This window comes from Herbaspirillum sp. NPDC101396 (assembly GCF_044767365.1).
GTDB lineage: Bacteria > Pseudomonadota > Gammaproteobacteria > Burkholderiales > Burkholderiaceae_D > Herbaspirillum.
Map to the genome: position 1 here is coordinate 232,932 of NZ_JBIWNT010000001.1, position 26,308 is coordinate 259,239.

Below are 26,308 nucleotides of genomic sequence, written 5' to 3' on the forward strand. Positions count from 1 at the left end.
TAGAGATTATAGACGAGGGCAGGCGGTTCTGTCGGCGCGGATTGGCGTTACGGAGTGGGCAAAAGCTAATGAAAACAATGCTTTCGGCGCTTGAATGGATTCTCCGGATGAGGTAGAATGCTCGGCTAACTTGAGTCACTCAGGTTGGAAGGCGAGTTTTGCCGCTGCAGATTGCCAGTTTGGGGTCGGTGGATGCAAATATTGCTTTAATGAAAGAAGTGAGTTGTTGTTAATTTTGAATCGCGAATCCGTTCGCAAAGGGTGTCCGGGCAGCAGTTGATCTGCCTTTCCGGATGGCCGAATGGATTCCAGACCTAACCCTGGAGAAATTTATGTCCGTAACTATGCGCGAAATGCTGGAAGCCGGTGTCCACTTTGGTCACCAAACACGCTTCTGGAACCCAAAGATGGCCCCGTTTATCTTCGGTCATCGCAACAAGATTCATATCGTCAACCTGGAAAAGACCCTGGGCATGTATCAGGAAGCGCTGAAGTACGTGCGCCAACTGTCGTCCAACCGCGGCACCATCCTGTTTGTCGGCACCAAGCGTCAGGCACGCGACACCATCGCCGCTGAAGCGCAACGTGCAGGCGTTCCTTACGTCGACCAACGTTGGTTGGGCGGCATGCTGACCAACTTCAAGACCATCAAGACATCGATCAAGCGTCTGAAGGACATGGAAGCATCCATCGCTGACGGTTCCAACGAAAAGCTGAGCAAGAAAGAAGCACTGCTGTTCAGCCGCGAACAAGAAAAGCTGCAAAAGGCAATCGGCGGTATCAAGGATATGGGCGGCATTCCTGACGCCATCTTCGTGATCGACGTCGGCTACCACAAGGGCGCCATCACTGAAGCCGCCAAGCTGGGTATCCCGGTCATCGGCGTGGTTGACACCAACCACTCGCCAGAAGGCGTGACTTACATCATTCCGGGTAACGACGATTCCGCCAAGGCAATCGCTCTGTACGCTCGTGGTGTTGCTGACGCGATTCTGGAAGGCCGTGAAAATGCGGTGAACGAAGTTGTCGAAGCCGTCAAGAACGGTGGCGACGAGTTCGTCGAAGTGAACGAACAGGCTTAATTTGCCTGCAGCGCCCGTGGAGTCTTATCCACGGGCGACAAGAAAAGGGGTAACAGCGAGAGTTAGCGCAGTTCGCCCCTTTTTTTTGAGTAAATTGATCGAATTCCCGATGTGGCGCCCCAATGGCGGCATGTCAACTTAGTTAGGAGAAACATATGGCGGCAATTACCGCAGCACTGGTAGGCGAACTGCGCGCGAAGACCGACGCGCCGATGATGGAATGCAAGAAGGCACTGACCGAAGCCGAAGGCGACATGGTCCGTGCTGAAGAAATCCTGCGCGTGAAACTGGGCAGCAAGGCATCCAAGGCTTCGTCCCGCATCACTTCGGAAGGCGTTGTCGCAACGTACATCGCCGGCGGCATCGGCTCCCTGGTGGAAATTAACTGTGAAACAGACTTCGTCACCAAGAACGATGAATTCATCGCTCTGGCAAACGCTGTCGCCAAAGTGATCGCAGAAAAGAATCCTGCTGATCTGGCCGCATTGGCTGCACTGCCGCTGGGCGACAAGACAGTGGAAGAAACACGTACCGAACTGATCGGTCGCATCGGCGAAAACATGTCGATCCGTCGCTTCCAACGCTTCGAAACAACCGGCAAGCTGGTGTCCTACCTGCACGGCACGCGCATCGGCGTGGTCGTCGAGTTCGACGGGGCTGACGAACAAGTCGGCAAGGACGTCGCCATGCACATCGCTGCGATGAAGCCGGTGGCGCTGTCGTCGGATCAAGTGCCTGCCGATCTGATCGAAAAAGAGCGTTCGGTCGCTTCGCTGAAGGCTGCCGAATCCGGCAAGCCGGCTGATATCGTCGCCAAGATGGTTGACGGTTCGGTGCAGAAGTACCTGAAGGAAGTGTCGCTGTTCAATCAGTCGTTCGTGAAGAACGACAAGCAAACCGTTGAACAAATGCTCAAGGCGGCGAATACCTCCGTCAAGTCGTTCAGCATGTTTGTGGTTGGTGAAGGCATCGAGAAGAAACAGGATGACTTCGCAGCCGAGGTGGCAGCCCAGGTCGCTGCCGCCAAGCAAGCGCAGTAAGCAACAAGGAAGCGGGCCGAGAGGCCCGTTTTTTTAAGCCTGTCGGAACTTTCGACCGGTTTCAGGGACTTTGGATAAGATCCGCCAGGCTCCGGCCAGGCATGTCAACATGTAACCAAATCCCGGCAGCAGAGTTCGGCAGCATACAATGGCGTCCTTGCCGCAACGCCGCCCCAGGCTACGCCTCAGGCGGCGCGATGCAATGCAGGACGCACGGAATTACAAGTCAATCGGATAGCAAACGGAGCCCAGCACATGACGACACCAGCTTACAAGCGCGTACTCCTCAAACTTTCCGGCGAAGCCCTCATGGGCGACGATGCCTACGGCATCAATCGCGCCACCATCGAGCGCATGGTCGCCGACGTGGCGGAAGTAACCCAACTGGGTGTCGAACTGGCGATCGTGATCGGCGGCGGCAACATCTTCCGCGGCGTCGCACCGGGAGCGCAGGGCATGGACCGCGCCACGGCCGACTACATGGGCATGCTGGCAACGGTCATGAACTCGCTTGCACTGGCCGACGCCATGCGCCAGGCCGGCCTTACCGCACGCGTCATGTCGGCCATCGCCATCGAACAGGTGGTCGAGCCCTACGTTCGCCCCAAGGCGCTGCAATACCTCGAAGAAGGCAAGATCGTGGTATTCGCCGCCGGCACCGGCAACCCTTTCTTCACCACCGATACCGCAGCGGCATTGCGTGGGTCGGAAATCGGCGCCCAGATCGTCCTGAAGGCCACCAAGGTCGACGGCGTCTATACCGCCGATCCGAAGAAGGATCCCGCTGCCACACGCTACAGCACCATCACCTTCGACGAAGCCATTTCCAAGCACCTGCAAGTCATGGACGCCACCGCATTCGCGCTGTGCCGCGACCAGAAACTGCCGATCAAGGTGTTTTCCATCGTCAAGCCGGGCGCCCTCAAGCGCGTGGTCATGGGCGAGGATGAAGGCACATTGGTGCACGTATAAATTTCACGTTTTCGAACACCGTTTTATTTGGTTTTAGATAGGAGAGCAGCATGACCATCGCTGACGTCAAGAAAAGTACCGAGCAAAAAATGAGCAAGTCGATCGAATCGCTGCGCGCCGATCTGGCCAAGGTGCGCACCGGTCGTGCCCACACTGGCATCCTGGACCATGTCCAGGTGGACTATTACGGTTCGCCGACACAGCTGTCGCAAGTCGCCAACCTGACGCTGATCGACGCCCGCACCATCGGCGTCCAGCCGTTTGAAAAGAAGATGCTGGCCGTCATCGAGAAGGCCATCCGTGAAGCCGACCTCGGCCTCAATCCTGCGACCCAGGGCGAACTGATCCGCGTGCCCACGCCGGCGCTGACCGAAGAACGCCGCAAGGAAATGGTCAAGTTGGTCAAGGGTGAAGCTGAAGACACCAAGATCTCGATCCGCAACATCCGTCGCGATGCGAATGAAGGCTTGAAGAAGCTGGTCAAGGACAAGGTTTGCTCCGAAGATGACGAGCGCCGCGGCCAGGAAGACATCCAGAAGCTGACCGACAAGTTCGTCGCCGAAGTCGACAAGCTAGTTGTCGAAAAAGAAAAAGAAGTGTTGACGGTGTAAGCGCGTTATCGCTGTTGTTTATGCGATGATGGAGGGATCGGCTGCGGTTTCGGGCCGATATCGACATCGTCGCGCATCTGGATTTTTACACTGTATGACTCATAAAAGCTCAACCCAGGCGGTGCCCCAGGTTTCATCGGTGCCGCGTCACGTCGCCATCATCATGGATGGCAATGGACGTTGGGCGACCAAACGCTTCCTGCCGCGCGTGGCAGGGCATGTCAAAGGCGTGGACGCCGTGCGCGATATCGTCGAGGCGTGTTCGCAGCGCGGCATCGAATACCTGACGCTGTTCGCCTTCAGTTCCGAAAATTGGCGTCGTCCGGCCGATGAAGTCTCTCTGCTGATGCGCCTGTTCATGACGGCGCTGGAGCGCGAAGTCAGCAAGATGCACGCCAACGACATCCGCCTGCGTGTGGTCGGCGACCTCAGTCGCTTCGACGCCAAGCTGCAGGACATGGTGACCAAGGCCGAAGCGCAAACCGCCGGCAACAAGCGCCTGACGCTGACCATTTGCGCCAATTACGGTGGTCGCTGGGACATCATGCAGGCCGTCGGCAAGATGATCAAAGAACAACCCGGCGCGACCGATTTTTCCGAAGAGCAGTTGACTCCCCATCTGGCGATGGCTTACGCCCCCGAGCCGGACCTGTTTGTCCGCACCGGCGGCGAAGAGCGCATTTCCAATTTTCTACTTTGGCAACTGGCCTATAGCGAGCTGTATTTCACCGAAACCTATTGGCCCGATTTCGATGGGGCCGAGCTGGACAAGGCGATCGAATCGTATCGCCAGCGCGAGCGGCGCTTCGGTCGGACCAGCGAGCAATTGGTCGAGCAAAAAAAGGCTTCCTGATGCTGAAAACGCGTGTCATCACGGCGTTGGTTCTCCTGGCAATATTATTGCCCGTACTTTTCTTGAATAACTTTTTTGCTTTTGCGGCGGTCACCGTGGCGTTCTTCGCTGCCGGCGCCTGGGAAAGCTTGCGACTGTTCCGCTACTCGCGCGCCGAACTGTGGGCCGGGTTCTGGACGGTCGGTTACACCGTCGTCGTCTTCGTCAGCGGGCTGCCGAGCGTGCGCAGTCTGTTCGCCATATGCGTGCTGCTGTGGGTAATCCGCTTCGTTCCTGCGTTGAAGCTGGGCTTGCCGCCTCTGAAAACGCCTGCCAATCGCCTGCTCAGCATTACCTATACGCTGGCGCTGCTGGGTTGCTTCATTGCGATCGTTTCCCTGTTTCAACATTCGCCGCTGTACTTGCTGTCGGTCATGGCGATCGTGTGGATTGCCGACATCGGCGCGTACTTTGCCGGCAAAGGCTTTGGCCGTCACAAGCTGGCGCCCTCTATTTCTCCGGGCAAATCCTGGGAAGGCGCAATCGGTGGCTGGCTGGCGGTGCTGGTTGCCGCTGCTGCGACGGTCATGTACCTCGATGGCGATACTTTTTCCGGACGCCTGTATGAGCGTTTCGGCTGGCCCGGCTTCATCGTCGTGATGAGCTTGCTGGTGGCCGCCAGCGTTGTCGGCGACCTGTTTGAGTCGCAACTCAAGCGTCGCGCCGGCTTCAAGGACAGCAGCAACCTGCTGCCTGGGCATGGCGGCGTGCTGGACCGGATTGATGCACTGATTCCGGTCCTGCCGCTGGCGGCCTTGATCGATCTCTGGTTGTAGGAGTTTCATGCAGGCAATTTCCGTTCTAGGCTCCACCGGTTCCATCGGCGTTTCGACGCTGGATGTGGTGGGGCGCCATCCGGAGCGTTACCGGGTGTATGCATTGACTGCGTATTCACGCGTTGACGAACTCGTGGCGCAATGCGCGCGTTTTCATCCTGAGGTCGCCGTGGTCGGGACTGCCGAAGCAGCGGGCGAACTGCAGCAAAAACTGCGTGCGCAGGGGTTGCGTACCACAGTCGCTTACGGCTCGCAGGCGCTCTGCGACGTTGCCAGTGCAACTGAGTGCGATATGGTCATGGCGGCAATCGTCGGCGCCGCCGGCCTGGCGTCGACGCTGGCGGCCGCACGCGCCGGCAAAAAAATTCTTCTCGCCAACAAGGAAGCGCTGGTCATGTCCGGCCAGTTGCTGATCGACGCCGTGGCTGAACACAAGGCCACGCTGCTGCCGATCGATAGTGAGCACAATGCGATTTTCCAATGCCTGCCGCACGATTTCCGTCGCTCGCTGGACGACGGCGGCATTGCCAAGATCCTGTTGACGGCATCCGGCGGACCTTTCCTCAAGCGTGCCGTCGAAACGCTCGACAGCGTCACGCCGGACGAGGCGGTGGCGCATCCGAAGTGGGTCATGGGCCGCAAGATTTCGGTCGACTCCGCGACCATGATGAACAAGGGCCTGGAAGTCATCGAAGCGCACTGGCTGTTCGGCGCGCCGGCGGACCGGATCGAAGTCATGATTCATCCCCAGAGCGTGATCCATTCGATGGTGTCCTACATCGACGGCTCGGTGCTGGCGCAACTGGGCAATCCCGACATGCGCACACCCATCGCCAACGCCATGGCCTACCCCGAACGCATCGCCTCCGGCGTGGCTCAGCTGGATCTGGCGCAGATCGGTCAATTATTTTTCGAGCGTCCCGACCTGGCGCGTTTTCCATGTCTCAAACTGGCGTATGATGCACTGCACGCCGGTGGCAGCTCGGCGGCGATCCTCAATGCCGCCAACGAAGTTGCCGTGGAGGCATTCCTGAATCAAGAAATCGGATTCCGCATGATCGATCAAGTGATCGCTCGCGTCATGGACAAGCTGCCCCACGGTCCGGTCACCGATATCGATGCGCTGATCGAGCAGGACAAGATAGCGCGTTCCGTGGCGCAATCCTGCCTGACCCTATGATTTCTCCTTCATGAACCTGTTGCACACATTGCTGGCTTTCGTCGTTGCGCTCGGCACACTGGTGGTGGTCCATGAGCTTGGGCATTACTGGGTGGCGCGGCTGTGCGGCGTCAAGGTCTTGCGTTTTTCGGTCGGTATGGGACGTATCTTGTGGTCAAGACGTTTTGGTCCGGACCAGACCGAGTGGGCCCTGTCCATCCTGCCGCTGGGCGGCTACGTCAAGATGCTTGACGCGCGTGAGCAGGACGTCAGCGAGATGGCGCCGGAAGATCTTCAGCGCGAATTCACACGGCAATCCGTCTGGCGCCGCATCGCCATTGTTGCGGCCGGTCCGGTGGCCAATTTCATCCTCGCCATCCTGTTGTTCGCCGGGCTGTTCATGCACGGCATTCCGGAACCCATTCCCAAATTACGCGCCATGGCGGAGCAGAGTGCTGCTTACCAGGCGGGCTTGCGCGGCGGCGAAACCATTACCGCCATCAACGGCGACCCGGTGCATGCGTGGACAGAGGTCCGCTGGCAACTGATGCAGCATGTGCTCGAAAAAAAGCCGGCGCGTCTGGATGTCGAAAGCGCCGCTCCCAACGGCGGCAAGCTCATCAATACCGTCAAATTGTCGCTCGACGGTGTTTTCACCGCGGATCTGGAGGGTGACTTCCTGGCCAAGCTGGGCTTGTCGCTGGCGCGTCCCCAGGCAATCCTGGGCAAGATCATGGACGGTCCGGCCATGCAGGCCGGCCTGCAAAAGGGCGACCTGATCCTGGCCGTGAACGGTGCGCCGATCAAAGATGGCCTGGCCTTGGTCGAACTGGTGCGCGCCTCCCCGGGCAAGCCGCTGACGCTGCATGGCCTGCGTGGCCAGAGCGAGTTCCACATTGCGGTGACGCCGGATACCCTGACCGACAACGGCCAGACCATTGGCCGCATCAAGGTCGAAGTGCCGCTGGCTCCCGAAATGATCGTGGTCAGCGATCCCCCCTGGACGGCCATTGCCAAGGGTGCGGAAAAGACCTGGGACACCAGCGCCATGACGCTCAAGATGATCGGAAAAATGATCGTCGGGCAAGTTTCATGGAAAAATATCACCGGCCCGATTACCATAGCGGATTATGCCGGCCAGACCGCCAAAGTCGGCCTGGTCAGTTACCTGAGCTTCCTCGCGTTCATCAGCATCAGTCTGGGAGTGATGAACCTGCTGCCCATCCCGGTTTTAGATGGCGGGCATTTGCTGTATTATTCGCTGGAGATTTTGACCGGCCGTCCTGTTTCTGAGCGCTTTGGGGAAATTGCTCAACGCGCCGGTATGGGTATTCTGATGATGCTGATGCTCGTGGCCGCATTCAACGACATTGTGCGTCTGATGTTTTAAGGATTCGTCCCACGCCGTCCGGTCGCCGGATGGCTTGGGACTTTACATATGTTCGGTCATTTCAGCGCTTCATGAAGCGACCGGCAAAAAACATAGTTCATAAGATAGCTAATGAAATTACATTCCGCGCATTTCCCTGCACCGATCTTTTCCCGCAGCCTGATCGCCGCCGCAGCGTTGACCCTTTGTACAGGCCAGGCATTCGCTGTCGAGCCGTTCGTGGTCAAAGACATTCGTGTCGAAGGCATTCAGCGTACCGAAGCCGGCACTGTCTTCAGCTACTTGCCGGTGCGCGTGGGCGATACGTTCACGGATGAAAAGGGTACCGCCGCGATCAAGGCGCTGTATGCCACCGGATTCTTCAAGGATGTCCGCGTTGAAGCCGAAGGCGACGTGCTGGTGGTGCAGGTTGAAGAACGTCCGGCCATCGCCAGCGTCGACTTTACCGGCATCAAGGAATTCGACAAGGAACAATTGACCAAGGCGCTCAAGGAAATCGGCGTCGCTGAATCGCGTATTTTCGACAAGTCGCAAGTCGACCGCGCCGAACAGGAGCTGAAGCGTCAATATTTGTCGCGCGGTCTGTACGGAGCCAAGGTCACGACCACCATCACGCCGGTCGAGCGCAATCGCGTCGCCGTCACGTTTGGTGTGGACGAGGGTGACGTTTCCCGCATCAAGCAGATCAACGTCGTCGGCAACAAGGCGTTCTCGGACGGCACGCTGCGCGATCAGCTCAAGCTGACCACGCCGGGCTGGTTTACCTGGTACACCAAGGCCGATCAGTATTCCAAGCAGAAGCTCGCCGGCGATATCGAATCGCTGCGTTCCTATTACCTGGACCGCGGCTATCTTGAAATGCAGATCGAATCGACCCAGGTCTCGATCACGCCCGACAAGAAAGACATCTACATCACCATCAACATCAACGAAGGCGACAAGTACACCGTCTCCGACATCAAGCTTGATGGCGAGATGTTCGGTATGGAGAGCGATCTCGCCGCGCTGGTGCAATTGAAGAAGGGTGAAATCTACTCCGGCTCCAAGCTGACCGACAGCACCAAGAAGATCAGCGAACGCCTCGGCAACTTCGGTTATGCGTTCGCCAACGTCAACGCGAATCCGAACGTCGATCGCGAAAAGAAGGAAGTCGCCTTCACGATCATGGTCGACCCCGGCAAGCGCGTCTACGTGCGTCATATCAACATCGCCGGCAACACCAAGACCCGTGACGAAGTCATCCGCCGCGAATTCCGCCAGTTTGAAGACTCGTGGTACGACGGTGAAAAGATCAAGCTGTCGCGCGACCGCGTCGACCGTCTCGGCTACTTCAAGGAAGTCAACATCGAGACGCCTGAAGTACCGAACAGCAACGACCAGATCGACGTCAACATGAAGGTCGAAGAAAAACCGACCGGCAACATCATGATCGGCGCCGGTTTCTCGCAGACCGACAAGCTCAGCCTGACAGGTTCGATTTCCCAGGAAAACGCCTTCGGTAGCGGCAACACCGTCGGTATTGAAGTCAACACCAGCTCGCGCTATCGCACGATCGCCGTGTCGCAGACCAATCCTTACTTCACCGACGATGGCGTGAGCCGCACGTACGAAGTGTTCCTGCGCACGATTCGTCCGTCCGCTTACACGACCGGTGACTATCGCGTGAAGACCATCGGCGGTAGCGTCAAGTTCGGTGTGCCGTTCTCCGAGTTGGATCGTATTTTCTTCGGTATCGGTATTGAAAATACCAAAGTCGATACCGATACCACCAGCCCGAGCTTGTACCGCCAATACGTGCGCGACTTCGGCGCCGGTAGCGGCGCACCGGGTTGTGATGTCGTCAACGACCCTGCTTGCGGCGTCGGAACCGCGTCGACCACCAGCTTCCCGCTGACAGCAGCCTGGCAGCGCGACAGCCGCGACAGTGCATTGGTGCCGACCAAAGGTCGTTTCCAGCGGGCCAATCTGGAGTTGTCCGCCGTCGGGACCCTGAAGTATTATCGTGCGACATATCAGCATCAGTACTTCCAACCATTCTGGGCGAATGCCGCGACGATCGCATTCAATGGTGAAATCGACTACGGCAAGGGCATCGGTGGCAAGCCGTATCCTATCTTCAAGAATTACTATGCGGGCGGTATCGGCACCGTTCGAGGTTACGAGGCATCGTCGCTAGGTAGCCTGAAAGATCAGTACGGTGATTCGATGGGTGGTGCGTCGCGACTCATCGGTAGCGTAGAATTGCAATTCCCGTTCCCGGGTTCGGGACAGGATCGCAGTTTGCGCTGGTTCACTTTCCTTGATGGCGGTAACGTTTTTGCCGACCGCGAGCGCATCAAGATCAATGACTTGCGCTATTCAACTGGTCTCGGCATCAGCTGGATTTCGCCAATCGGCCCATTGAAGTTGAGCTACGGCAAACCTTTGAACTTGAAGCAAGGCGATAAGTCGCAGAACTTCCAGTTCCAGCTCGGCACTGGTTTCTGATCGCAAGATCAGCCAATGGCATAATTGAAATCTGTATTACGGAGAATGACCTTGAAGTTTATTACTAAATCATTATTGTCAATGCAGGCTGCAACGCTGGCAGTCGGCATCCTGTCGTTTGCCAACGTGCAAGCTCAGGAATCAAGAATCGCGTTTGTCAGCACCGAGCGTATTTTCCGCGAAGCGGTGCCGGCCAAGGCTGCACAAACCAAGCTGGAAGCCGAATTTGCCAAGCGCGAAAAAGATATCGCCGACATGGCGGCACGCCTGAAGGCGCAATCCGACAAGCTCGACAAGGATGCCGCCGTGCTGTCCGATTCGGACCGTGCAAAACGTCAGCGCGATCTGGGCGACCTCGACAAGGAATTCCAGCGCAAGCAACGTGAATTCCGCGAAGATCTGAACCAGCGCCGCAACGAAGAGCTGTCGGTGGTTCTGGAGCGCACGAACAAGGTGATCCGTCAGATCGCTGAAGCAGAAAAATATGACATCGTGTTCCAGGAAGCTGTCTATGCCAGCAAGCGCATCGACATCACCGACAAGGTTCTGAAAGAACTGTCGAAGTAATCCTGTGGCAAGAAACGCAATAATGCAATTCATCACATGTTCACCCCAGGCGCGCAGATTGTTCCGAGAAGAAATGTTCAATCTGTGTTGCCTGAGCAGGTAACGGAATAATCTACGAAGGCCAGCATGAGTATTCGGCTAGAACAGTTGGTCGAACGCTTGGGTGGCCAGCTTAAAGGCAATGCGCAGATAGAGGTCGACGGCATTGCCCCCCTGGACGCCGCGACATCGTCGCACATGACGTTCCTCTCCAATCCCAAGTTTCGTTCGCAGGCAGAGCAGACGCAAGCAGCGGTCCTGATCTTGTCGGAAGCGGATGATGAAGCCGTGGTCGCTTACCAAGGCGCGCGCATCATCACCAAAAATCCTTACGCCTATTTTGCCAAGGCTGCGCAGCTGTTCGCGGCACAGGCTGCTATTCCGGTTGTGCCGGGCATCCACGCCAGTGCCTGCGTTGACGCAAGCGCCTTGGTGGCGGCAAGTGCAACCATCGGTCCGCAGGTCGTGATTGAGGCCGGCGCGGTCATCGGCGAACGCGCCGTCATCGATGCAGGCAGCTATGTTGGGCGCAATGCTCGGATCGGTGCGGACACGCATTTCTATGCGCGGGTGACGTTTCACGCGGGTTGCGAGATCGGTGAGCGCGGCATCGTCCATTCCGGCGTAGTCATTGGCGCGGATGGTTTCGGCTTTGCCAACGAGAGCGGCGTCTGGATCAAGATTCCGCAGGTCGGCAGGGTAGTGATCGGCAGCGACGTCGAAATCGGCGCCAACACCACCATCGACCGCGGCGCCTTGTCCGACACGGTGCTGGAAGACGGCGTCAAGCTGGACAACCAGATCCAGATCGCACACAACTGCCATATCGGCGCGCACACCGCGATTGCCGCCTGTGCGGGGATCGCCGGCAGCGCCAAAATCGGCAAATATTGCTCGATCGGAGGCGCCGCCATGATCCACGGCCATATCACCATCGCCGACAGGGTACATGTGTCGGCGGGTACGCTGGCGTTGCGTTCCATTCTGGAGCCGGGCCAATATACCGGCTTCTATCCCATCGCCAAGCACGGAGAATGGGAAAAATCAGCAGCATTGGTGCGCAATCTGGGCACAATGCGTGAGAAAATCCGTGCGTTGGAAAAAACGATCAAATCGCTTACAGAGCAGCTTACTGCGCAAAATACTGAGCAAAAAAATGACTAGTCTCGACATCAATCAAATCAAAGAATACCTCCCGCACCGTTATCCGATGTTGCTGGTGGACCGCGTCCTCGAATGGGAAAGCGGCAAGGACATCACCGCCATCAAGAACGTGACCGTGAACGAAGAGTTCTTCAACGGCCATTTTCCGCACAAGCCGGTGATGCCGGGCGTACTGATGATCGAAGCGCTGGCGCAGACCGCCGCGCTGCTGTCGTTCCTGACTGAAGGCCGCAAGCCGGACGCCAGCACCGTGGTGTATTTCGTCGGTATCGACAATGCGCGCTTCAAGCGTCCGGTAGAGCCGGGCGACCAGCTCAAGATGCATGTGGAAATCACCCGTCGCGCCCGCGGCATCTGGAAATACAAGGCGGTTGCGACTGTCGACGGCCAGGTAGCGGTTGAAGGCGACCTGATGTGCACGATGCGCAGCGCCAGCGACGCCAGCCAGGCAGGCTGATCCATGTCGCGCATTCATCCTACCGCTGTGATCGAGGCGGGCGCGCAGCTCGACGCGTCGGTTGAGGTTGGTGCCTATTCAGTCATCGGCCCCAACGTGCGCATCGGCGCTGGCACCAAAATTGGCCCGCATGTTGTGATCGAAGGCCATACGACGATCGGTCGCGACAACCAGATCTTCCAGTTTGGCTCCCTCGGCGCCGCGCCGCAAGACAAGAAGTACGCCGGCGAACCGACCCGCCTGGAAATCGGCGACCGCAACACCATCCGTGAATTCGTCACCTTCAACCTGGGCACCACCCAGGATGCGGGAGTCACGCGCCTCGGCGACGACAACTGGATCATGGCATACGTGCACATTGCGCACGATTGCCAACTGGGCAACAACATCATCCTGGCCAACAATGCCACGCTGGCAGGGCACGTCCATTTGGGTGACTGGGTGTTCTTGGGCGGCTTCACGTCGGTGCACCAATTCTGCAAGATCGGCGCGCATGCCATGACGGCGTTTACTGCGGCCGTGAGCCAGGATATTCCACCGTTCGTGACGGCGGCGGGCAACCGCGCAGTGCCGGCAGGCATCAACAGCGAAGGCCTGAAGCGCCGTGGTTTCACGCCCGAGCAAATCGCCGCGATCAAGCGCGCCTATAAAGCGATCTATCGTTCCAGCCTGCCGCTCGAAGAGGCCAAGCAAGCGTTGCAGCAGCAAGAAGACAATTCCCCCGAGTCCGCCGCTCATATCCGCCTGATGCGCGAATTCATTGCCTCGTCCTCTCGTGGCATCATCCGATAACATGTCCATCGCCATGGTCGCCGGCGAAAGCTCGGGCGATCTGCTGGCGAGCCGTTTGCTGTCCGGCTTGCGTCCGCGCCTGCCGGATGCGCGCATGCATGGCATCGGCGGACCGCACATGGCGGAACATGGCTTCGTGAGCGACTGGCCGATGGACAAGCTGACGGTGCGCGGGCTGTTCGAAGTGATACCGCGCTACCGCGAACTCAAAGGCATACAGAACACGCTGCGTGACCAGTTGCTGGCCGAGCGGCCGTCGGTATTCATCGGCATCGACTATCCCGGTTTCAATCTCGGCCTCGAGCAGCAACTGCGCGATGCAGGTATTCCGACCATGCATTTCATCGGCCCGCAAATCTGGGCGTGGCGCGGCGGTCGCATCAAGAAAATCGCCCGTGCGGTGTCGCACATGCTGGTGATTTTTCCGTTCGAGGAAGAGATCTACCGCAAGGCCGGCGTTCCGGTCACCTATGTTGGTCATCCGCTGGCGGAAATCATCCCGATGGAGCCCGATCAGACCGGCGCACGCACTGCGCTCGGCTTGCAGCATGACCATCGTGTGGTGGCGATCCTGCCGGGCAGCCGCATGTCCGAACTCAAGTACAACACCGCCAGCTTCCTTGGCGCTGCCAGACTGTTGCGCCAGCGCGAGCCGCAATTGCAGTTCGTGGCGCCAATGGCCGGCGACAAGCAGCGCGCGTATTTCGAGCAATTGATTGTGGAGACTGGCAGCGCCGATCTTGGCATCCACGTCATCAGCGGCCAGTCGCATGTGGCAATGGAAGCGGCTGATGCCGTTCTGGTGGCTTCCGGCACGGCGTCGCTGGAAGTGGCCTTGTACAAGAAGCCGATGGTCATCGCCTACAAGATGATGCGCGCGTCCTACGCCGTCATGCGCCACATGAACTACCAGCCCTGGGTCGGGCTGCCGAATATCCTGGCGCGCGAGTTTCTCGTGCCGGAGTTTCTGCAGGACGCCGCCACGCCGCAAGCACTGGCCGATGCGTTGTGGAAGCAACTGGATGATCAGGAACATTGCAGGAACCTGCGCCAGCGGTTTACCGATATGCACCACAGCTTGTTGCGCGATACCGCCAGCGCCAGCGCGCAGGCGGTCTGCGCCTTGCTGGACCGACAGCGTGCGCGATTTGCACCAGGAAACTGACACCATGGCGAAGAAACAAGATCTGAATCTGTCCTTGTTTGCGTTCGACAACTACGCCGGGGAGACCATTTGCGGTGTTGATGAAGCAGGACGCGGGCCTTTGGCGGGACCGGTATTTGCTGCCGCCGTGATTCTCGATCCGGTGCGTCCGATCGTCGGCTTGCGGGATTCGAAAAAACTCTCGGAATCCAGCCGCGATGCGCTTGCGCTTGAAATCAAGGACCGCGCCATCGCCTGGGCGATTGCGGAGTGTTCGGAAGATGAAATCGACCAGCTCAATATTCTCCACGCCAGCATGCTGGCCATGCGCCGCGCTGTCGAAACGCTCAAGACCATCCCCACGCTGGCGCTGATCGACGGCAATCGCTGTCCGGTCATGACGATACGCTCGGAAGCCATTGTCAAGGGCGACGACAAGGTGCCGGCGATCTCGGCCGCCTCCATCCTCGCCAAAACCGCACGCGACGCCGCCTTGCTGGTGCTGCACGCGCAATATCCGAACTATGCCTTCGATCAGCACAAGGGCTACCCGACCGCACTGCATCTGGAACGTCTGCGCCTGCATGGCGTCTCGCCCGTGCATCGCAAGTCGTACGCGCCGGTGCGTGCTTTGTTGAACGTGGGTTGAAAGGAGTGACCGTGAAAACGATCTCCTCGCGCGACAACACGCTGTACAAGGAGCTCAAGCAGCTGGCCACCAGCGCGCAGGCGCGACGCAAGGCCGGTCGCAGCCTGCTCGATGGCGTGCATCTGGCGCAAGCCTATCTGCAAGCCAGCGGAGAGCCTGAGTTTTGCATCGTCGCCGAAAGTGCTCTGCATCATGCGGAAGTGGCGCCGCTGTTGGCGCAATGCGAAGCGGAAGGAGTTCAATGCATTTGCTTGCCCGACGTGCTGTATCAGGCAGCAAGCCAGGTCGAAAACGGTGTTGGTCTGTTGCTGGTGATTGCGACGCCGCAGCCGTCCGTGCCGTCGGTGTTGACGACGTCTGCCGTGTTGCTCGACGGCTTGCAGGATCCCGGCAACCTGGGCTCCATCCTGCGCAGCGCTGCAGCGGCAGGTATCGGCCAGGTGTTTTGTTCTGCAGGCACCGCTGCCGCGTGGTCGCCCAAGGTCTTGCGCGCCGGCATGGGGGCGCATTTTCAACTGGAGATATTCGAGAACGCCGATTTGCTGAGCCTGTGCAAGGGCGGCAGTATCCCGGTGCTGGCGACCAGTTCCTACGCACAAAAAACCATCTATCAAACTGATCTGGTGCAACCCGTCGCTTGGCTGTTCGGACACGAAGGGCAGGGCGTCGCCGACGATCTGCTCGATGCCGCCAGCGACAAGGTCGTGATTCCGCATCTCGGCGAGATGGAGTCGCTCAATGTCGCTGCCGCCGCAGCGGTTTGCTTCTTCGAGCAGGTCCGGCAAAAGCAGGGCAGCGCCTCCTGAGTGGCGATGAACTTCCTGTCGCCGGATCTCCATGCCTATTTCAGCGGACGCTGGAATTTTTCCCGCACCATGCTGGGCGCCGAGGATGTATTGATCGGTGAAGCTGATGGTACGGCCGAATTCCTGCGGGTCTCCGACACGCCTCTATTGCATTACAAGGAATCGGGGCAGCTGCGGCTGACGGCCGACCGGCGTGTGGTCGCTTTTTCGCGCCGCTTTGACTACGAGATTGCGGGCGACCTTGTGCACGTGGCGTTTGCCGACGGCATGCAGGCCGGGCAGGCCTACCAGAGCTATCGCTATGACGCGGTGAAACAGGCTTTGCTGCCGGTCGAGGCGCATCTCTGCATACTCGACCGTTACGACGGCAGCTATCAGTTGATTGACACTGACCAGTTCGAATTGCGCACGCGCATTGACGGTCCGCAAAAGGACTATCTGGTGCACACGCATTTCACCAGAGCGCCTGGCTAGTTGGCGTGCGCAGCGGATATCAACGGGTTTCCGGCTTGATTTCCTGCAGGATGGTGGCGGCGATTTCTTCGATCGACTTGGCTGTCGACGACATCCAGCGGATGCCTTCGCGGCGCATCATCTTTTCCGCCTCATTGATTTCATAGCGGCAGTTTTCGATGGCGGCGTATTTGCTGCCGGGGCGGCGTTCATTGCGCACTTCCGACAGGCGTTCGGCTGCGATCGTCAGGCCGAAAATCTTCTTCTTGAAATTCACCAATCCGCTCGGCAGCTTGTCGCGTTCAAAGTCTTCCGGAATAAGCGGGTAATTGGCCGCCTTGATGCCGTATTGCATCGCCAGGTACAGGCTGGTTGGGGTCTTGCCCGAGCGTGACACGCCGACCAGAATGACGTCGGCGCTGGCCAGGTTCTTGTTTGACTGGCCGTCATCATGCGCCAGCGAAAAATTGATCGCCTCGATGCGGTTTTTGTACTCTTCCGAATCGGCGGTGTTGTGGCTGCGGCCAATGGTATGGGTCGACTTGACGCCGAGCTCCTGCTCCAGCGGTTCGACGAAGGTCTGGAACAAGTCCATGTGCATTGCCCGCGACTGGCGGATGACCGCCGACAGGTCGGCTTTCACCAGTGTCGAAAACACGATCGGCGCCTTGCCGTCGACTTCGGCCACTTCATTGATGCGGCGCGTGGCGTCATAGGCCTTGTCCAGCGTATCGACAAACGGCAGCCGCACTTGCTTGAAACGCAGCTCGAATTGGCTGAGCACGGAATGGCCGAGCGTTTCCGCCGTAATACCGGTACCGTCTGAAACGAAGAACACCGTGCGGTTGGCGGGCGGCAACGGGACCGGATGTGAAGGCGGGGCGAGATCGAGCATAGTGTTGTTAAAAAGAAAACAATAAAAATAAGAGGGGGAGTGAAAAAAAGTCGGCTACCCATGTAAAATGCCATGCAACAGATTGAGAAGCTAGCTCAAAATGACCCTGAACGTGCTGCGCAAGTTGACCGAAACCATCTGGATGTTTGCCGTCGCAAACACCTTCGGAACTGCCGCGCGCCGTTTGCATCAAGTCACGCACCTCCTGAGCCGTGCCGCGCTACCTGCAGTTGATCTGGCAGTTGCATCCGCATTTGCACCAATTATGTCGCCTTCGTCCCAAAATAACAAAGAACAAATGACGATCGCCGGCGCCGCGAAGATTTCCCATCATCAAACTAGAGGTTGTTATGTCCAACGCAGTAAACATGGGTTCTGCCCAGGGGGCCGCATACGTAGTCTCCTTTGAAAATCTTCGCATGACGGATGTCGAGTCCGTCGGCGGCAAGAACGCGTCGCTGGGTGAAATGATCAGCCAGCTGGCCGGTGCCGGAGTCCGGGTGCCAGGTGGCTTTGCCACGACCGCACAGGCTTTCCGCGACTTTCTGGAACACAGTGCAAATGGTGGCGCAACGCTGGCCCAACGCATTGCAGATCGTCTCGTCACGCTGGACATCGAAGATGTGCGTGCATTGGCGCAAGCCGGTGCGGAGATTCGTCAATGGATTATCGACACGCCTTTCCAGCCCGCGCTGGAACAGCAGATCAAATCCTTCTACGACAAACTGGTTGCCGACTCCACCGCGGAGATGTCTTTCGCAGTGCGTTCGTCCGCGACCGCAGAAGACTTGCCTGACGCGTCCTTCGCCGGTCAGCAGGAAACCTTCCTCAACGTGGTGGGCATCGACAACGTGCTCGAAGCGATGAAGCACGTGTTCGCGTCGCTGTACAACGACCGTGCGATCTCGTATCGCGTCCACAAGGGCTTCACTCACGCTGAAGTCGCACTGTCGGCAGGCGTACAACGCATGGTGCGCTCCGACGTCGGCGCCGCCGGCGTGATGTTCACCATCGACACCGAATCGGGCTTCAAGGATGTGGTCTTCATCACTTCCAGCTACGGCCTGGGCGAAACGGTGGTGCAGGGCGCGGTCAATCCGGACGAGTTCTACGTCCACAAGCCGATGCTCGAACAAGGCAAGCTGCCGATCATCCGCCGCAACATCGGCTCCAAGCTGATCAAGATGGAATTCACCGGCGAAGCCAAGGCCGGCCGCTCGGTCAAGACCGTCGACGTGCCGGTCGAAATGCGCAACCGCTATTCGCTCAACGACGCCGAAATCGTCGAGCTGGCCAAATACGCCACCATCATCGAGAAGCACTACGAGCGTCCGATGGACATCGAATGGGGCAAGGATGGCCGCGACGGCAAGCTGTACATCCTGCAGGCGCGTCCGGAAACCGTGAAGTCGCAACAAAAGGCGACCGATGCGCAGCAACGTTTCAAACTCAAGGGTTCCAGCGCGGTACTGGCAACCGGTCGCGCGATCGGCCAGAAGATCGGCGCCGGTCCGGTGCGCGTGATTCGCGATGCCGCCGAGATGGAACGCGTCCAGCCGGGCGACGTGCTGGTTGCCGACATGACCGACCCAAACTGGGAACCGGTCATGAAGCGCGCCGCGGCGATTGTCACCAACCGCGGCGGCCGCACCTGTCACGCAGCGATCATCGCGCGTGAACTGGGCGTGCCGGCAGTGGTCGGTTGCGGCGACGCCACTGACGTGCTCAAGGACGGCACGCTGGTCACCGTTTCCTGCGCCGAAGGCGACGAAGGCAAGATCTACGACGGTCTGCTGGAAACCGAAATCACCGAAGTCGCACGCGGCGAACTGCCGTCGATTCCGTTGAAGATCATGATGAACGTCGGCAACCCGCAACTGGCCTTCGACTTCCAGTCGATCCCGAACGGCGGCGTCGGTCTGGCGCGTCTCGAGTTCATCATCAACAACAATATCGGCGTACATCCACGCGCAATCCTGGAATACCCGAACATCGACGCCGACCTCAAGAAGGCAGTCGAGTCGGTCGCCCGCGGCCACGCTTCGCCGAAGGCCTTCTACGTCGACAAGCTGGCCGAAGGCATCGCCACCATCGCGGCGGCATTCTGGCCCAAGCCGGTCATTGTGCGCCTGTCCGACTTCAAGTCGAACGAGTACAAGAAACTGATCGGCGGTTCGCGTTACGAGCCGGACGAAGAAAATCCAATGCTGGGCTTCCGTGGCGCGGCGCGTTACCTGGCTGCCGATTTCGCCGAAGCGTTCGAAATGGAATGCCTGGCGATGAAGCGCGTGCGCAACGACATGGGTCTGACCAACGTCGAGATCATGGTGCCGTTCGTCCGTACGCTGGGCCAGGCGGAAAAGGTCATCGGCCTGCTCGGCAAGAACGGCCTCAAGCGCGGCGAAAACGGTCTGCGCGTCATCATGATGTGCGAAGTGCCTTCCAACGCGATTCTGGCGGAGGAATTCCTCGAACACTTCGATGGCTTCTCGATCGGTTCCAACGATCTGACGCAGCTGACATTGGGCCTGGACCGCGACTCCGGCATGGAATTGCTGGCAGCCGATTTCGATGAACGCGATCCGGCCTTGCAAGCCTTGCTGACCAAGGTCATCTCGACTTGCCTCGCCAAGGGCAAGTATGTCGGCATCTGCGGCCAGGGTCCTTCGGACCATCCGGACTTTGCGGAATGGCTGATGAAGCAGGGTATCGAATCGATTTCGCTCAATCCTGATTCGGTGGTCGACACCTGGCAAAAACTGGCGGCCAGCCACGCAGGAAAGTAAGGAAGCAGGCTTCGTTATTTCAGCTTATTTGCTTCAATAAAAACGCGGGCTTAGTGCCCGCGTTTTTGCTTTTTGCGAATAGGCTGGTACAGTCTTGCCGGTAAGCAGGTCTGCAGCAGTTTTTCGCACCATCTCTGAAAAGGAACAAGGACATGATGGACTGGGCGATATGGTTCGTATTGGCCGGCGTGGCCGTCGGCGTGGAACTCTTCACCGGCACGTTCTATCTGCTGATGATTGCGATCGGTCTCGGGGCCGGCGGCGTCGCCGCGCTGCTGGGCGGCAAACTGGAGTGGCAGTTGCTGCTGGCGGCGGCGATCGGCTTTGCCGCCATCGGCGCATTGCGGCGCAGCCGCTTTGGCCGCAGGCATAAAAATGACGCCGGGCGGGACCCCAACGTGAACCTCGACATCGGCCAAAGCGTGAGCGTCGATCACTGGAACGATCTCGATGGCACCCACACCGCGCGTATCCGCTATCGCGGCGCCGAGTGGGACGTCGAACTCGCCGCAGGCAGCCCTGTGCAGGCAGGACAATTCATTATCCGGGAAGTACGGGGCAGCCGCCTGATCGTCTCCCATCAAGCCTCACACCACTAGGAGAATATTCATGTTCGGAAGCGTGACGCTGGTCATTTTTTTCATCGCCATCATCTTCGTCATCAAGACGGTAAAAGTCGTGCCTCAACAGCACGCCTGGGTGGTCGAGCGCCTCGGCAAATACCACGCAACGCTGGGGCCGGGCCTGAACATCGTGGTGCCTTTCATCGATCGTGTCGCCTACAAGCACGTGCTCAAGGAAATCCCGCTCGACGTGCCGCCGCAGGTCTGCATTACGCGCGACAACACGCAATTGCAAGTCGACGGCATCCTGTACTTCCAGATCACCGATCCGATGCGCGCATCCTATGGTTCGTCAAACTACATTGCGGCGATCACCCAGCTGGCGCAAACCACCTTGCGCTCCGTGATCGGCAAGATGGAACTCGACAAGACCTTTGAAGAACGCGACCACATCAACACCGCCATCGTCAGCGCCATCGACGAGTCGGCCGCGAACTGGGGCGTGAAGGTGTTGCGTTACGAAATCAAGGACCTCACACCACCGAAGGAAATCCTTCACGCCATGCAGGCGCAGATCACCGCCGAGCGTGAAAAACGCGCGCTGATCGCTGCTTCCGAAGGCCGCAAGCAGGAGCAGATCAACATCGCCACCGGCGAACGCGAAGCCTCCATCGCCAAGTCGGAAGGTGAAAAGCAGGCGTCGATCAACCGTGCCGAAGGTCAGGCCGCCGCCATCATCGCCATCGCCAACGCCAGCGCCGAAGCGCTGCGCAAGACGGCGGCGGCGATCCAGTCGCCGGGCGGTGAAGAAGCGGTCAACCTGAAAGTCGCGGAACAGTATGTCGCAGCATTTTCGCAACTGGCCAAGACGAATAATTCGATCATCGTGCCGGCCAACCTGAGCGACATGAGCACGCTCATTGCCAGCGCGCTGCAAGTCGTGAAGGCGCAGGGGAAATAAGCCAGGACAGCGTCGACGTCGAATCAGAAAAAGCCTGAAGAGAAATCTTCAGGCTTTTTTTACGAGCGTTGCAAGCGAATCAGCGCAAGGCAATCAGACCGTAGCAAGCGCCTGATCCAGATCCGCAAGCAGATCGTCGATATGCTCGATGCCGATCGACAGGCGTACGGTGTCTTCGGTGACGCCGGCTTTCACCAGTTCGGCTGGCGAGAGCTGGCGATGCGTGGTCGAGGCCGGATGCGTGGCCAGCGACTTGGCGTCGCCGATATTGACCAAGCGCGTGAACAGTTGCAGCGCATCCTGGAATTTCGCACCGCCGACGAGGCCGCCCTTGACGCCGAAAGTCAGAATGCCCGACGGCTTGCCCTTGAAGTATTTTTGCGCCAGGGCGTGATCGGGATGATCTTCCAGCCCGGCGTAGTTGACCCAGTTCACCTTCGGGTGTTTCTTCAGATGCTGCGCCACCGTCAGTGCGTTGGCGGTGATGCGGTCGAGCCGCAAGGCCAGCGTTTCGATGCCTTGCAGGATCTGGAAACTGTTGAACGGCGACAGCGCCGCACCGGTATTGCGCAATGGCACCACGCGCGCGCGACCGATGTAGGCGGCTTCGCCCAGCGCTTCGGTATAGACCACGCCGTGGTAGCTGACGTCGGGCTCGTTGAGGCGCTTGAAGCGTTCCTTGTGCTTGGCCCACGGGAACTTGCCAGAGTCGACAATCGCGCCGCCCAGGCTGGTGCCGTGGCCGCCCAGATACTTCGTCAGCGAGTGCACGACGATGTCGGCGCCATGTTCGATCGGCCTGAGCAGATAGGGCGTGGCGACGGTGTTGTCGACGATCAGCGGCACGCCGTGGCGATGGGCGATCTCGGCGATGGCGGCAATGTCGGTGATGTTGCCGAGCGGATTGCCGATGGACTCGATGAACACCGCCTTGGTGCGCGCATCGATATGTTGCTCGAACGAGGCGGGGATGCGCGGATCGGCGAAGCGCGTCTCGATGCCGAACTGCGGCAGCGTATGCGCGAACAGGTTGTAGGTGCCGCCGTACAGCGTGGAGGCCGAGACGATATTGTCGCCGGCTTCGGCGATGGTCTGGATGGCATAAGTGACTGCGGCCTGGCCTGACGCCACCGCCAGCGCCGCGATGCCGCCTTCCAGCGCGGCGACGCGTTTTTCCAGTACGTCCTGGGTCGGATTCATGATGCGCGAGTAGATATTGCCTTGCACCTTCAGGTCGAACAGATCCGCGCCATGCTGCGTGTCGTCGAAAGCAAACGCCACCGTCTGGTAGATCGGCACCGCGACCGCCTTGGTGGTCGGGTCAGGCGTATAACCGGCATGCACGGAGAGCGTTTCGAATTTCCATTGGGGTGCTTGTGTCATAGGATCTTCCTGCAGGTCAAGAATAAGGTGAGAGGGAAAAATGACTCTAACCAGCCGCCGATGTGCAGCGAACGAATCATTTTGCATATCCATATGCGGTGCGAAATTGAAATGGAAATTGAAGTGCCATCGCTGCGGTTATATCCATATTGGGTAAACATCGTTAGCCGCGAAGAGGGAGGTCTATATAATTTTTGCAGCAAGTCCTTTCGCATTTTTTCAGGCACGGCAGCCATGACCACTCGACGTCAACTCAAGCTCGGCGCTTTCATGCGGCCGGTCAGCATCCACACCGGTGCATGGCGCTATCCGGGCGCGCTGCCCGACGCCAATTTCAACCTCGATCATCTGAAGCGCTTCATCCGCAAACTCGAGGCGGCGCGTTTCGACGCCTTCTTCATGGCGGATCATCTGGCGGTGCTCAACATGCCGCTGGAAGCGCTCAAGCGCAGTCATACGGTGACCTCGTTCGAACCGTTCACGCTGCTCTCGGCGCTGAGTCAGGTCACCGAACATATCGGCCTGGTCGCGACGGCGTCGACCAGCTTCGACGAGCCGTACCACGTGGCGCGGCGCTTTGCCTCGCTCGATCACCTGAGCGCCGGACGCGCCGGCTGGAACATCGTGACCACCTCGAATCCGGAAGCGGCGCGCAACTTCGGTCTCGACGAACACCTGCGGCACGAGGTGCGTTACGAACGGGCGCGCGAGTTCTACGATGTCGTGACCGGCCTGTGGGACAGCTGGAGCGACGACGCCTTCGTGCGCGATGTCGAGGCCGGCGTGTATTTCGATCCTGAACGCCTGCATGTGTTGAATCATCGCGGCCCGCATTTGTCGGTCAAGGGACCGCTGAACATCGCGCGTCCGGTGCAGGGATGGCCGGTGGTGGTGCAGGCGGGCGCATCTGATGCCGGTCGCCAGCTCGCGGCGGAAACCGCAGAGGTCGTCTTCACGGCGCAATCGACGCTGGAAGATGGCCGTCGTTTTTACGCCGACGTCAAAGGCCGCATGGATGCACTGGGCAGGAACCGCGATCATCTCAAGATCTTGCCGGGCGCGCTGGTGGTGGTCGGCGACACGCTGGAAGAGGCCCGGGCGATCCGCGCCCGTCTCGACGGCCTGGTGCACTACGAAAGCGCGATTGCTTCGCTGTCGATTGCATTGGGCCACGATGCGTCGCAATTCGATCCCGACGCCGCCTTGCCCGACATCCCCGATTCCAACGCCAGCAAGAGCGCGCGCGAACGCGTGATCGCACTGGCACGCAGAGAAAACCCGACGGTGCGCCAACTGGCGCACCGCCTCGGTGGATATTCCGGACTGGCGCTGGTCGGCACGCCGGCATCGATTGCCGACGAGATGGAAGAGTGGCTCGACAGCGGCGGCTCGGACGGTTTCAACGTCATGTTTCCATGGCTGCCGGGCGGGCTTGATGAGTTCGTCGACAAGGTGGTGCCGGAGCTGCAGAGGCGCGGAATTTTCCGTCGCGAATACGAGGGCAAGACCCTGCGTGAAAATCTCGGTTTGCCGCGGCCGGCGAACAGGTTCTTCCCCGGAACTTGATTTACCGCGCTGCCGGCATTTTGCGCATCCAGCCCGGCAGCCTGCTCCATGCAAGCTGACGGGGATCGAGCGGGAAGGCGCCCGGCGCAGCGCAGATCAGAATGTTGCTCGCGATGGGCGCAAAGTCGGCGCGGAAATGCACCGTGCTCTTGACTGCGATGATCGTTTGCTCCAATGGCTCGACACCGATGAAACGCAGCAGCGCCAGGTCGAGCAGTTGAATCGGTTTCGATACGACAATCACACGCACGCCGCCGACCGCCAGCAGGGCGCTGGGACCGAGCGTCAGCCGGTAGCCGCTGAAGACGCTGCCGGTGGCGGTGACGTCGCCGCCGTGCAAGCGCTCCACCAGGAATTCCGCCTCCAGCGGCGAGTCTCCTGCGATCCCTGATTTTCCTCCCAGCGACAAACTCAGGCGCGCGCCTGCGCCGGCTGCATGTGCAAGTTGCGCCGCTTGCGGATCGACCAGTAAACCGAGCACGGCGTTGTCCGCGCGCGCGGCGATCAGGGCCTTGAGCAGCGCGGTGGTGTCGGCGCTGCCGCCGGCGCCGGGATTGTCCTGCGCGTCGGCGATGACCACCGGGCCGCTGTTGTCGCGCCCAATCGCCACGGCATGGGCGACGACATCCTGGGCGGAGAATATCTCACCGTTGAATTGGCCTTCTGCTGCATTAACGGCGTCGAGCAAGCCTTGCGCTGCATCCTGCGCCGATTGTGCCGACGTGCCGTAAGCCCAGACCGCGGGGCCGCATTTTTCGACATCGGCGGCAGGAAAGCCCATCGTGAACGAAGCGCTGTCATCTCCTGCGGCATCGACGTGGTCGAGCAAGGCGTACAAGTCGCGTGCCGGTGCATCGTCGGTGCATTGCCAGCACATCGGGATCAGATAGGGCGCCCGCAACCAGGCCGCATGCGGTCGCGGCGCACCGGCCAGCCTGCGCGCGATCCAGTTGAAGGCGCGCGCGCCGGTGGCCGCCATGTCCACGTGGGGGTAAGTGCGATAGGCGACCAGCACGTCGGCGTGGTCGATCATTTTTTGCGAGACGTTGGCATGCAGGTCGAGGCTGGCGACGATCGGTACGTCTGCACCGACCAGCGTGCGCACGCGCTGCAGGATCTCGCCATCGGCGTCGTCGATGTGTTCAGCCGCCATGGCGCCGTGCAGGTCCAGGTAGACCGCCTCCGCTCGATCTTTGGCGATGCCGTCGGTCAGCATGCCGACGATCCGTTCGAAGGCGTCGCGCGTCACGCGACCCGATGGGCCGGCCGCGCACCAGACGGTCGGAATCAGCGTGTGCGACGTTTGCCCGGCGGCAGCGACGAATCCTGCCATCGGGATATTGGACGGCGCTGAACCCGGTACAGAGAGCATCCCGGCCAGCAGTGCCTCACCCTCCAGCAGACCGGGCCAGGTGTCGGCAGCGGCAAAGTCGCTCCAGGTCGTAGGCGTGCGGGAGAAGGTATTGGTTTCGTGCTGGAAACCGCCGATGGCGATGCGCATTCGATGCTTTCCTGATAATAAAAACGAGGGGAACGAAGATTAAAACGATGACTACGCCATTGACGCTATCAGACCAAGGAACAAAACTACAAAGTCGTATGTCGCATAAGCTAACTCGGAAAAATTATTTTCGCTGAGCAGTACGACATCCTACAATCGAAGTCTTTGCCTGC

At 59.3% G+C, this 26,308-nt stretch carries 24 protein-coding genes; 21 read left to right on the top strand and 3 right to left on the bottom strand.

Annotated features, from left to right (window positions below):
* The first annotated feature begins 332 nt into the window (after positions 1 to 332).
* The 17 genes from rpsB to ACIROY_RS01120 all read left to right on the top strand — a co-directional run bounded on the left by rpsB (position 333) and on the right by ACIROY_RS01120 (position 16,501).
* The gene (rpsB, locus tag ACIROY_RS01040; protein WP_016832597.1) at positions 333 to 1,082 is read left to right on the top strand and encodes a 30S ribosomal protein S2; all 750 of its coding nucleotides are present in this window, start codon (positions 333 to 335) and stop codon (positions 1,080 to 1,082) included.
* 155 nt (positions 1,083 to 1,237) lie between these two features.
* Positions 1,238 to 2,122: a translation elongation factor Ts gene (gene tsf / locus ACIROY_RS01045; protein ID WP_402271996.1), complete on the top strand. Its 885-nt coding sequence runs from the start codon at positions 1,238 to 1,240 to the stop codon at positions 2,120 to 2,122.
* A gap of 255 nt (positions 2,123 to 2,377) precedes the next feature.
* A complete protein-coding gene (gene pyrH / locus ACIROY_RS01050) occupies positions 2,378 to 3,094 on the top strand; it encodes a UMP kinase (protein WP_402271993.1) in 717 nt (238 codons plus the stop codon).
* Positions 3,095 to 3,144: 50 nt separating this feature from the next.
* The gene (frr, locus tag ACIROY_RS01055) at positions 3,145 to 3,705 is read left to right on the top strand and encodes a ribosome recycling factor (RefSeq protein ID WP_402271991.1); all 561 of its coding nucleotides are present in this window, start codon (positions 3,145 to 3,147) and stop codon (positions 3,703 to 3,705) included.
* A gap of 94 nt (positions 3,706 to 3,799) precedes the next feature.
* Positions 3,800 to 4,558 (top strand): polyprenyl diphosphate synthase, encoded by a 759-nt coding sequence (uppS, locus tag ACIROY_RS01060; protein WP_402271989.1) that lies wholly within the window; start codon positions 3,800 to 3,802, stop codon positions 4,556 to 4,558.
* A complete protein-coding gene (locus ACIROY_RS01065) occupies positions 4,558 to 5,373 on the top strand; it encodes a phosphatidate cytidylyltransferase (RefSeq protein ID WP_402338996.1) in 816 nt (271 codons plus the stop codon). Before uppS ends, ACIROY_RS01065 begins: the two co-directional genes overlap by 1 nt.
* Before the next feature lie 7 nt (positions 5,374 to 5,380).
* Positions 5,381 to 6,553: a 1-deoxy-D-xylulose-5-phosphate reductoisomerase gene (gene ispC / locus ACIROY_RS01070; protein WP_402338998.1), complete on the top strand. Its 1,173-nt coding sequence runs from the start codon at positions 5,381 to 5,383 to the stop codon at positions 6,551 to 6,553.
* Between the two features lie 10 nt (positions 6,554 to 6,563).
* A complete protein-coding gene (rseP, locus tag ACIROY_RS01075; protein WP_402339000.1) occupies positions 6,564 to 7,922 on the top strand; it encodes an RIP metalloprotease RseP in 1,359 nt (452 codons plus the stop codon).
* A 111-nt stretch (positions 7,923 to 8,033) separates the two neighbouring features.
* Complete coding sequence (gene bamA / locus ACIROY_RS01080) at positions 8,034 to 10,409, top strand: outer membrane protein assembly factor BamA (protein WP_402339002.1); 2,376 nt, start codon at positions 8,034 to 8,036, stop codon at positions 10,407 to 10,409.
* Positions 10,410 to 10,490: 81 nt separating this feature from the next.
* Complete coding sequence (locus tag ACIROY_RS01085) at positions 10,491 to 10,976, top strand: OmpH family outer membrane protein (protein ID WP_402272479.1); 486 nt, start codon at positions 10,491 to 10,493, stop codon at positions 10,974 to 10,976.
* A gap of 126 nt (positions 10,977 to 11,102) precedes the next feature.
* Complete coding sequence (gene lpxD, locus ACIROY_RS01090; protein ID WP_402339004.1) at positions 11,103 to 12,179, top strand: UDP-3-O-(3-hydroxymyristoyl)glucosamine N-acyltransferase; 1,077 nt, start codon at positions 11,103 to 11,105, stop codon at positions 12,177 to 12,179.
* On the top strand, positions 12,172 to 12,636 hold the full coding sequence (gene fabZ, locus ACIROY_RS01095) for a 3-hydroxyacyl-ACP dehydratase FabZ (protein WP_402271973.1): 465 nt from the start codon (positions 12,172 to 12,174) through the stop codon (positions 12,634 to 12,636). Before lpxD ends, fabZ begins: the two co-directional genes overlap by 8 nt.
* 3 nt (positions 12,637 to 12,639) lie before the next feature.
* Positions 12,640 to 13,428 carry an acyl-ACP--UDP-N-acetylglucosamine O-acyltransferase gene (lpxA, locus tag ACIROY_RS01100; RefSeq protein WP_402339006.1) on the top strand — a complete coding sequence of 263 codons (789 nt, stop codon included), beginning with the start codon at positions 12,640 to 12,642 and terminating at the stop codon, positions 13,426 to 13,428.
* A gap of 1 nt (position 13,429) precedes the next feature.
* Positions 13,430 to 14,593 carry a lipid-A-disaccharide synthase gene (lpxB, locus tag ACIROY_RS01105; RefSeq protein ID WP_402339008.1) on the top strand — a complete coding sequence of 388 codons (1,164 nt, stop codon included), beginning with the start codon at positions 13,430 to 13,432 and terminating at the stop codon, positions 14,591 to 14,593.
* A gap of 4 nt (positions 14,594 to 14,597) precedes the next feature.
* Entirely contained in the window at positions 14,598 to 15,221 is a 624-nt protein-coding gene (rnhB, locus tag ACIROY_RS01110) for a ribonuclease HII (RefSeq protein WP_402339009.1), read from the top strand.
* 11 nt (positions 15,222 to 15,232) lie between these two features.
* Entirely contained in the window at positions 15,233 to 16,027 is a 795-nt protein-coding gene (locus tag ACIROY_RS01115; RefSeq protein WP_402339011.1) for a TrmH family RNA methyltransferase, read from the top strand.
* A 6-nt stretch (positions 16,028 to 16,033) separates the two neighbouring features.
* Complete coding sequence (locus ACIROY_RS01120) at positions 16,034 to 16,501, top strand: DUF6314 family protein (protein ID WP_402271960.1); 468 nt, start codon at positions 16,034 to 16,036, stop codon at positions 16,499 to 16,501.
* Between the two features lie 19 nt (positions 16,502 to 16,520).
* Here the strand turns inward: ACIROY_RS01120 and ACIROY_RS01125 are convergent, their stop codons facing one another.
* Complete coding sequence (locus tag ACIROY_RS01125; RefSeq protein WP_116432523.1) at positions 16,521 to 17,375, bottom strand: pyruvate, water dikinase regulatory protein; 855 nt, start codon at positions 17,373 to 17,375, stop codon at positions 16,521 to 16,523.
* Between the two features lie 419 nt (positions 17,376 to 17,794).
* On the opposite strand from ACIROY_RS01125, the gene ppsA reads away from it, so the two are divergent.
* The 3 genes from ppsA to ACIROY_RS01140 all read left to right on the top strand — a co-directional run bounded on the left by ppsA (position 17,795) and on the right by ACIROY_RS01140 (position 21,685).
* Positions 17,795 to 20,161: a phosphoenolpyruvate synthase gene (ppsA, locus tag ACIROY_RS01130; RefSeq protein ID WP_402339013.1), complete on the top strand. Its 2,367-nt coding sequence runs from the start codon at positions 17,795 to 17,797 to the stop codon at positions 20,159 to 20,161.
* A 152-nt stretch (positions 20,162 to 20,313) separates the two neighbouring features.
* Entirely contained in the window at positions 20,314 to 20,760 is a 447-nt protein-coding gene (locus tag ACIROY_RS01135; protein ID WP_402339015.1) for an NfeD family protein, read from the top strand.
* Positions 20,761 to 20,770: 10 nt separating this feature from the next.
* The gene (locus ACIROY_RS01140) at positions 20,771 to 21,685 is read left to right on the top strand and encodes an SPFH domain-containing protein (RefSeq protein ID WP_265213344.1); all 915 of its coding nucleotides are present in this window, start codon (positions 20,771 to 20,773) and stop codon (positions 21,683 to 21,685) included.
* Between the two features lie 93 nt (positions 21,686 to 21,778).
* Here ACIROY_RS01140 and ACIROY_RS01145 read toward each other — a convergent pair whose 3' ends face one another.
* The gene (locus ACIROY_RS01145) at positions 21,779 to 23,068 is read right to left on the bottom strand and encodes an O-acetylhomoserine aminocarboxypropyltransferase/cysteine synthase family protein (RefSeq protein ID WP_402339017.1); all 1,290 of its coding nucleotides are present in this window, start codon (positions 23,066 to 23,068) and stop codon (positions 21,779 to 21,781) included.
* Between the two features lie 234 nt (positions 23,069 to 23,302).
* Between ACIROY_RS01145 and ACIROY_RS01150 the strand changes: the two genes are divergently transcribed.
* Positions 23,303 to 24,634, top strand: a complete 1,332-nt coding sequence (locus tag ACIROY_RS01150; protein ID WP_402339019.1) for an LLM class flavin-dependent oxidoreductase — start codon at positions 23,303 to 23,305, stop codon at positions 24,632 to 24,634.
* Position 24,635: 1 nt separating this feature from the next.
* On the opposite strand, the gene ACIROY_RS01155 is transcribed toward ACIROY_RS01150, so the two are convergent.
* Positions 24,636 to 26,135, bottom strand: coding sequence for a M81 family metallopeptidase (locus ACIROY_RS01155; RefSeq protein WP_402339021.1), 1,500 nt, complete (start codon positions 26,133 to 26,135; stop codon positions 24,636 to 24,638).
* Between the last annotated feature and the right edge of the window lie 173 nt (positions 26,136 to 26,308).

Bases quoted from the DNA above. Each gene is read 5' to 3' on its own strand.
- lpxA (WP_402339006.1), top strand. From the start codon at position 12,640: ATGTCGCGCATTCATCCTACCGCTGTGATCGAGGCGGGCGCGCAGCTC.
- ACIROY_RS01065 (WP_402338996.1), top strand. From the start codon at position 4,558: ATGCTGAAAACGCGTGTCATCACGGCGTTGGTTCTCCTGGCAATATTA.
- lpxB (WP_402339008.1), top strand. From the start codon at position 13,430: ATGTCCATCGCCATGGTCGCCGGCGAAAGCTCGGGCGATCTGCTGGCG.
- tsf (WP_402271996.1), top strand. From the start codon at position 1,238: ATGGCGGCAATTACCGCAGCACTGGTAGGCGAACTGCGCGCGAAGACC.
- ispC (WP_402338998.1), top strand. From the start codon at position 5,381: ATGCAGGCAATTTCCGTTCTAGGCTCCACCGGTTCCATCGGCGTTTCG.
- lpxD (WP_402339004.1), top strand. From the start codon at position 11,103: ATGAGTATTCGGCTAGAACAGTTGGTCGAACGCTTGGGTGGCCAGCTT.
- ACIROY_RS01135 (WP_402339015.1), top strand. From the start codon at position 20,314: ATGATGGACTGGGCGATATGGTTCGTATTGGCCGGCGTGGCCGTCGGC.
- ACIROY_RS01085 (WP_402272479.1), top strand. From the start codon at position 10,491: ATGCAGGCTGCAACGCTGGCAGTCGGCATCCTGTCGTTTGCCAACGTG.
- ACIROY_RS01145 (WP_402339017.1), bottom strand. From the start codon at position 23,068: ATGACACAAGCACCCCAATGGAAATTCGAAACGCTCTCCGTGCATGCC.
- ACIROY_RS01120 (WP_402271960.1), top strand. From the start codon at position 16,034: ATGAACTTCCTGTCGCCGGATCTCCATGCCTATTTCAGCGGACGCTGG.
- bamA (WP_402339002.1), top strand. From the start codon at position 8,034: ATGAAATTACATTCCGCGCATTTCCCTGCACCGATCTTTTCCCGCAGC.
- ACIROY_RS01155 (WP_402339021.1), bottom strand. From the start codon at position 26,135: ATGCGCATCGCCATCGGCGGTTTCCAGCACGAAACCAATACCTTCTCC.
- ppsA (WP_402339013.1), top strand. From the start codon at position 17,795: ATGACGGATGTCGAGTCCGTCGGCGGCAAGAACGCGTCGCTGGGTGAA.
- pyrH (WP_402271993.1), top strand. From the start codon at position 2,378: ATGACGACACCAGCTTACAAGCGCGTACTCCTCAAACTTTCCGGCGAA.
- rseP (WP_402339000.1), top strand. From the start codon at position 6,564: ATGAACCTGTTGCACACATTGCTGGCTTTCGTCGTTGCGCTCGGCACA.
- rnhB (WP_402339009.1), top strand. From the start codon at position 14,598: ATGGCGAAGAAACAAGATCTGAATCTGTCCTTGTTTGCGTTCGACAAC.
- uppS (WP_402271989.1), top strand. From the start codon at position 3,800: ATGACTCATAAAAGCTCAACCCAGGCGGTGCCCCAGGTTTCATCGGTG.
- ACIROY_RS01140 (WP_265213344.1), top strand. From the start codon at position 20,771: ATGTTCGGAAGCGTGACGCTGGTCATTTTTTTCATCGCCATCATCTTC.
- rpsB (WP_016832597.1), top strand. From the start codon at position 333: ATGTCCGTAACTATGCGCGAAATGCTGGAAGCCGGTGTCCACTTTGGT.
- ACIROY_RS01125 (WP_116432523.1), bottom strand. From the start codon at position 17,375: ATGCTCGATCTCGCCCCGCCTTCACATCCGGTCCCGTTGCCGCCCGCC.
- ACIROY_RS01150 (WP_402339019.1), top strand. From the start codon at position 23,303: ATGACCACTCGACGTCAACTCAAGCTCGGCGCTTTCATGCGGCCGGTC.
- fabZ (WP_402271973.1), top strand. From the start codon at position 12,172: ATGACTAGTCTCGACATCAATCAAATCAAAGAATACCTCCCGCACCGT.
- frr (WP_402271991.1), top strand. From the start codon at position 3,145: ATGACCATCGCTGACGTCAAGAAAAGTACCGAGCAAAAAATGAGCAAG.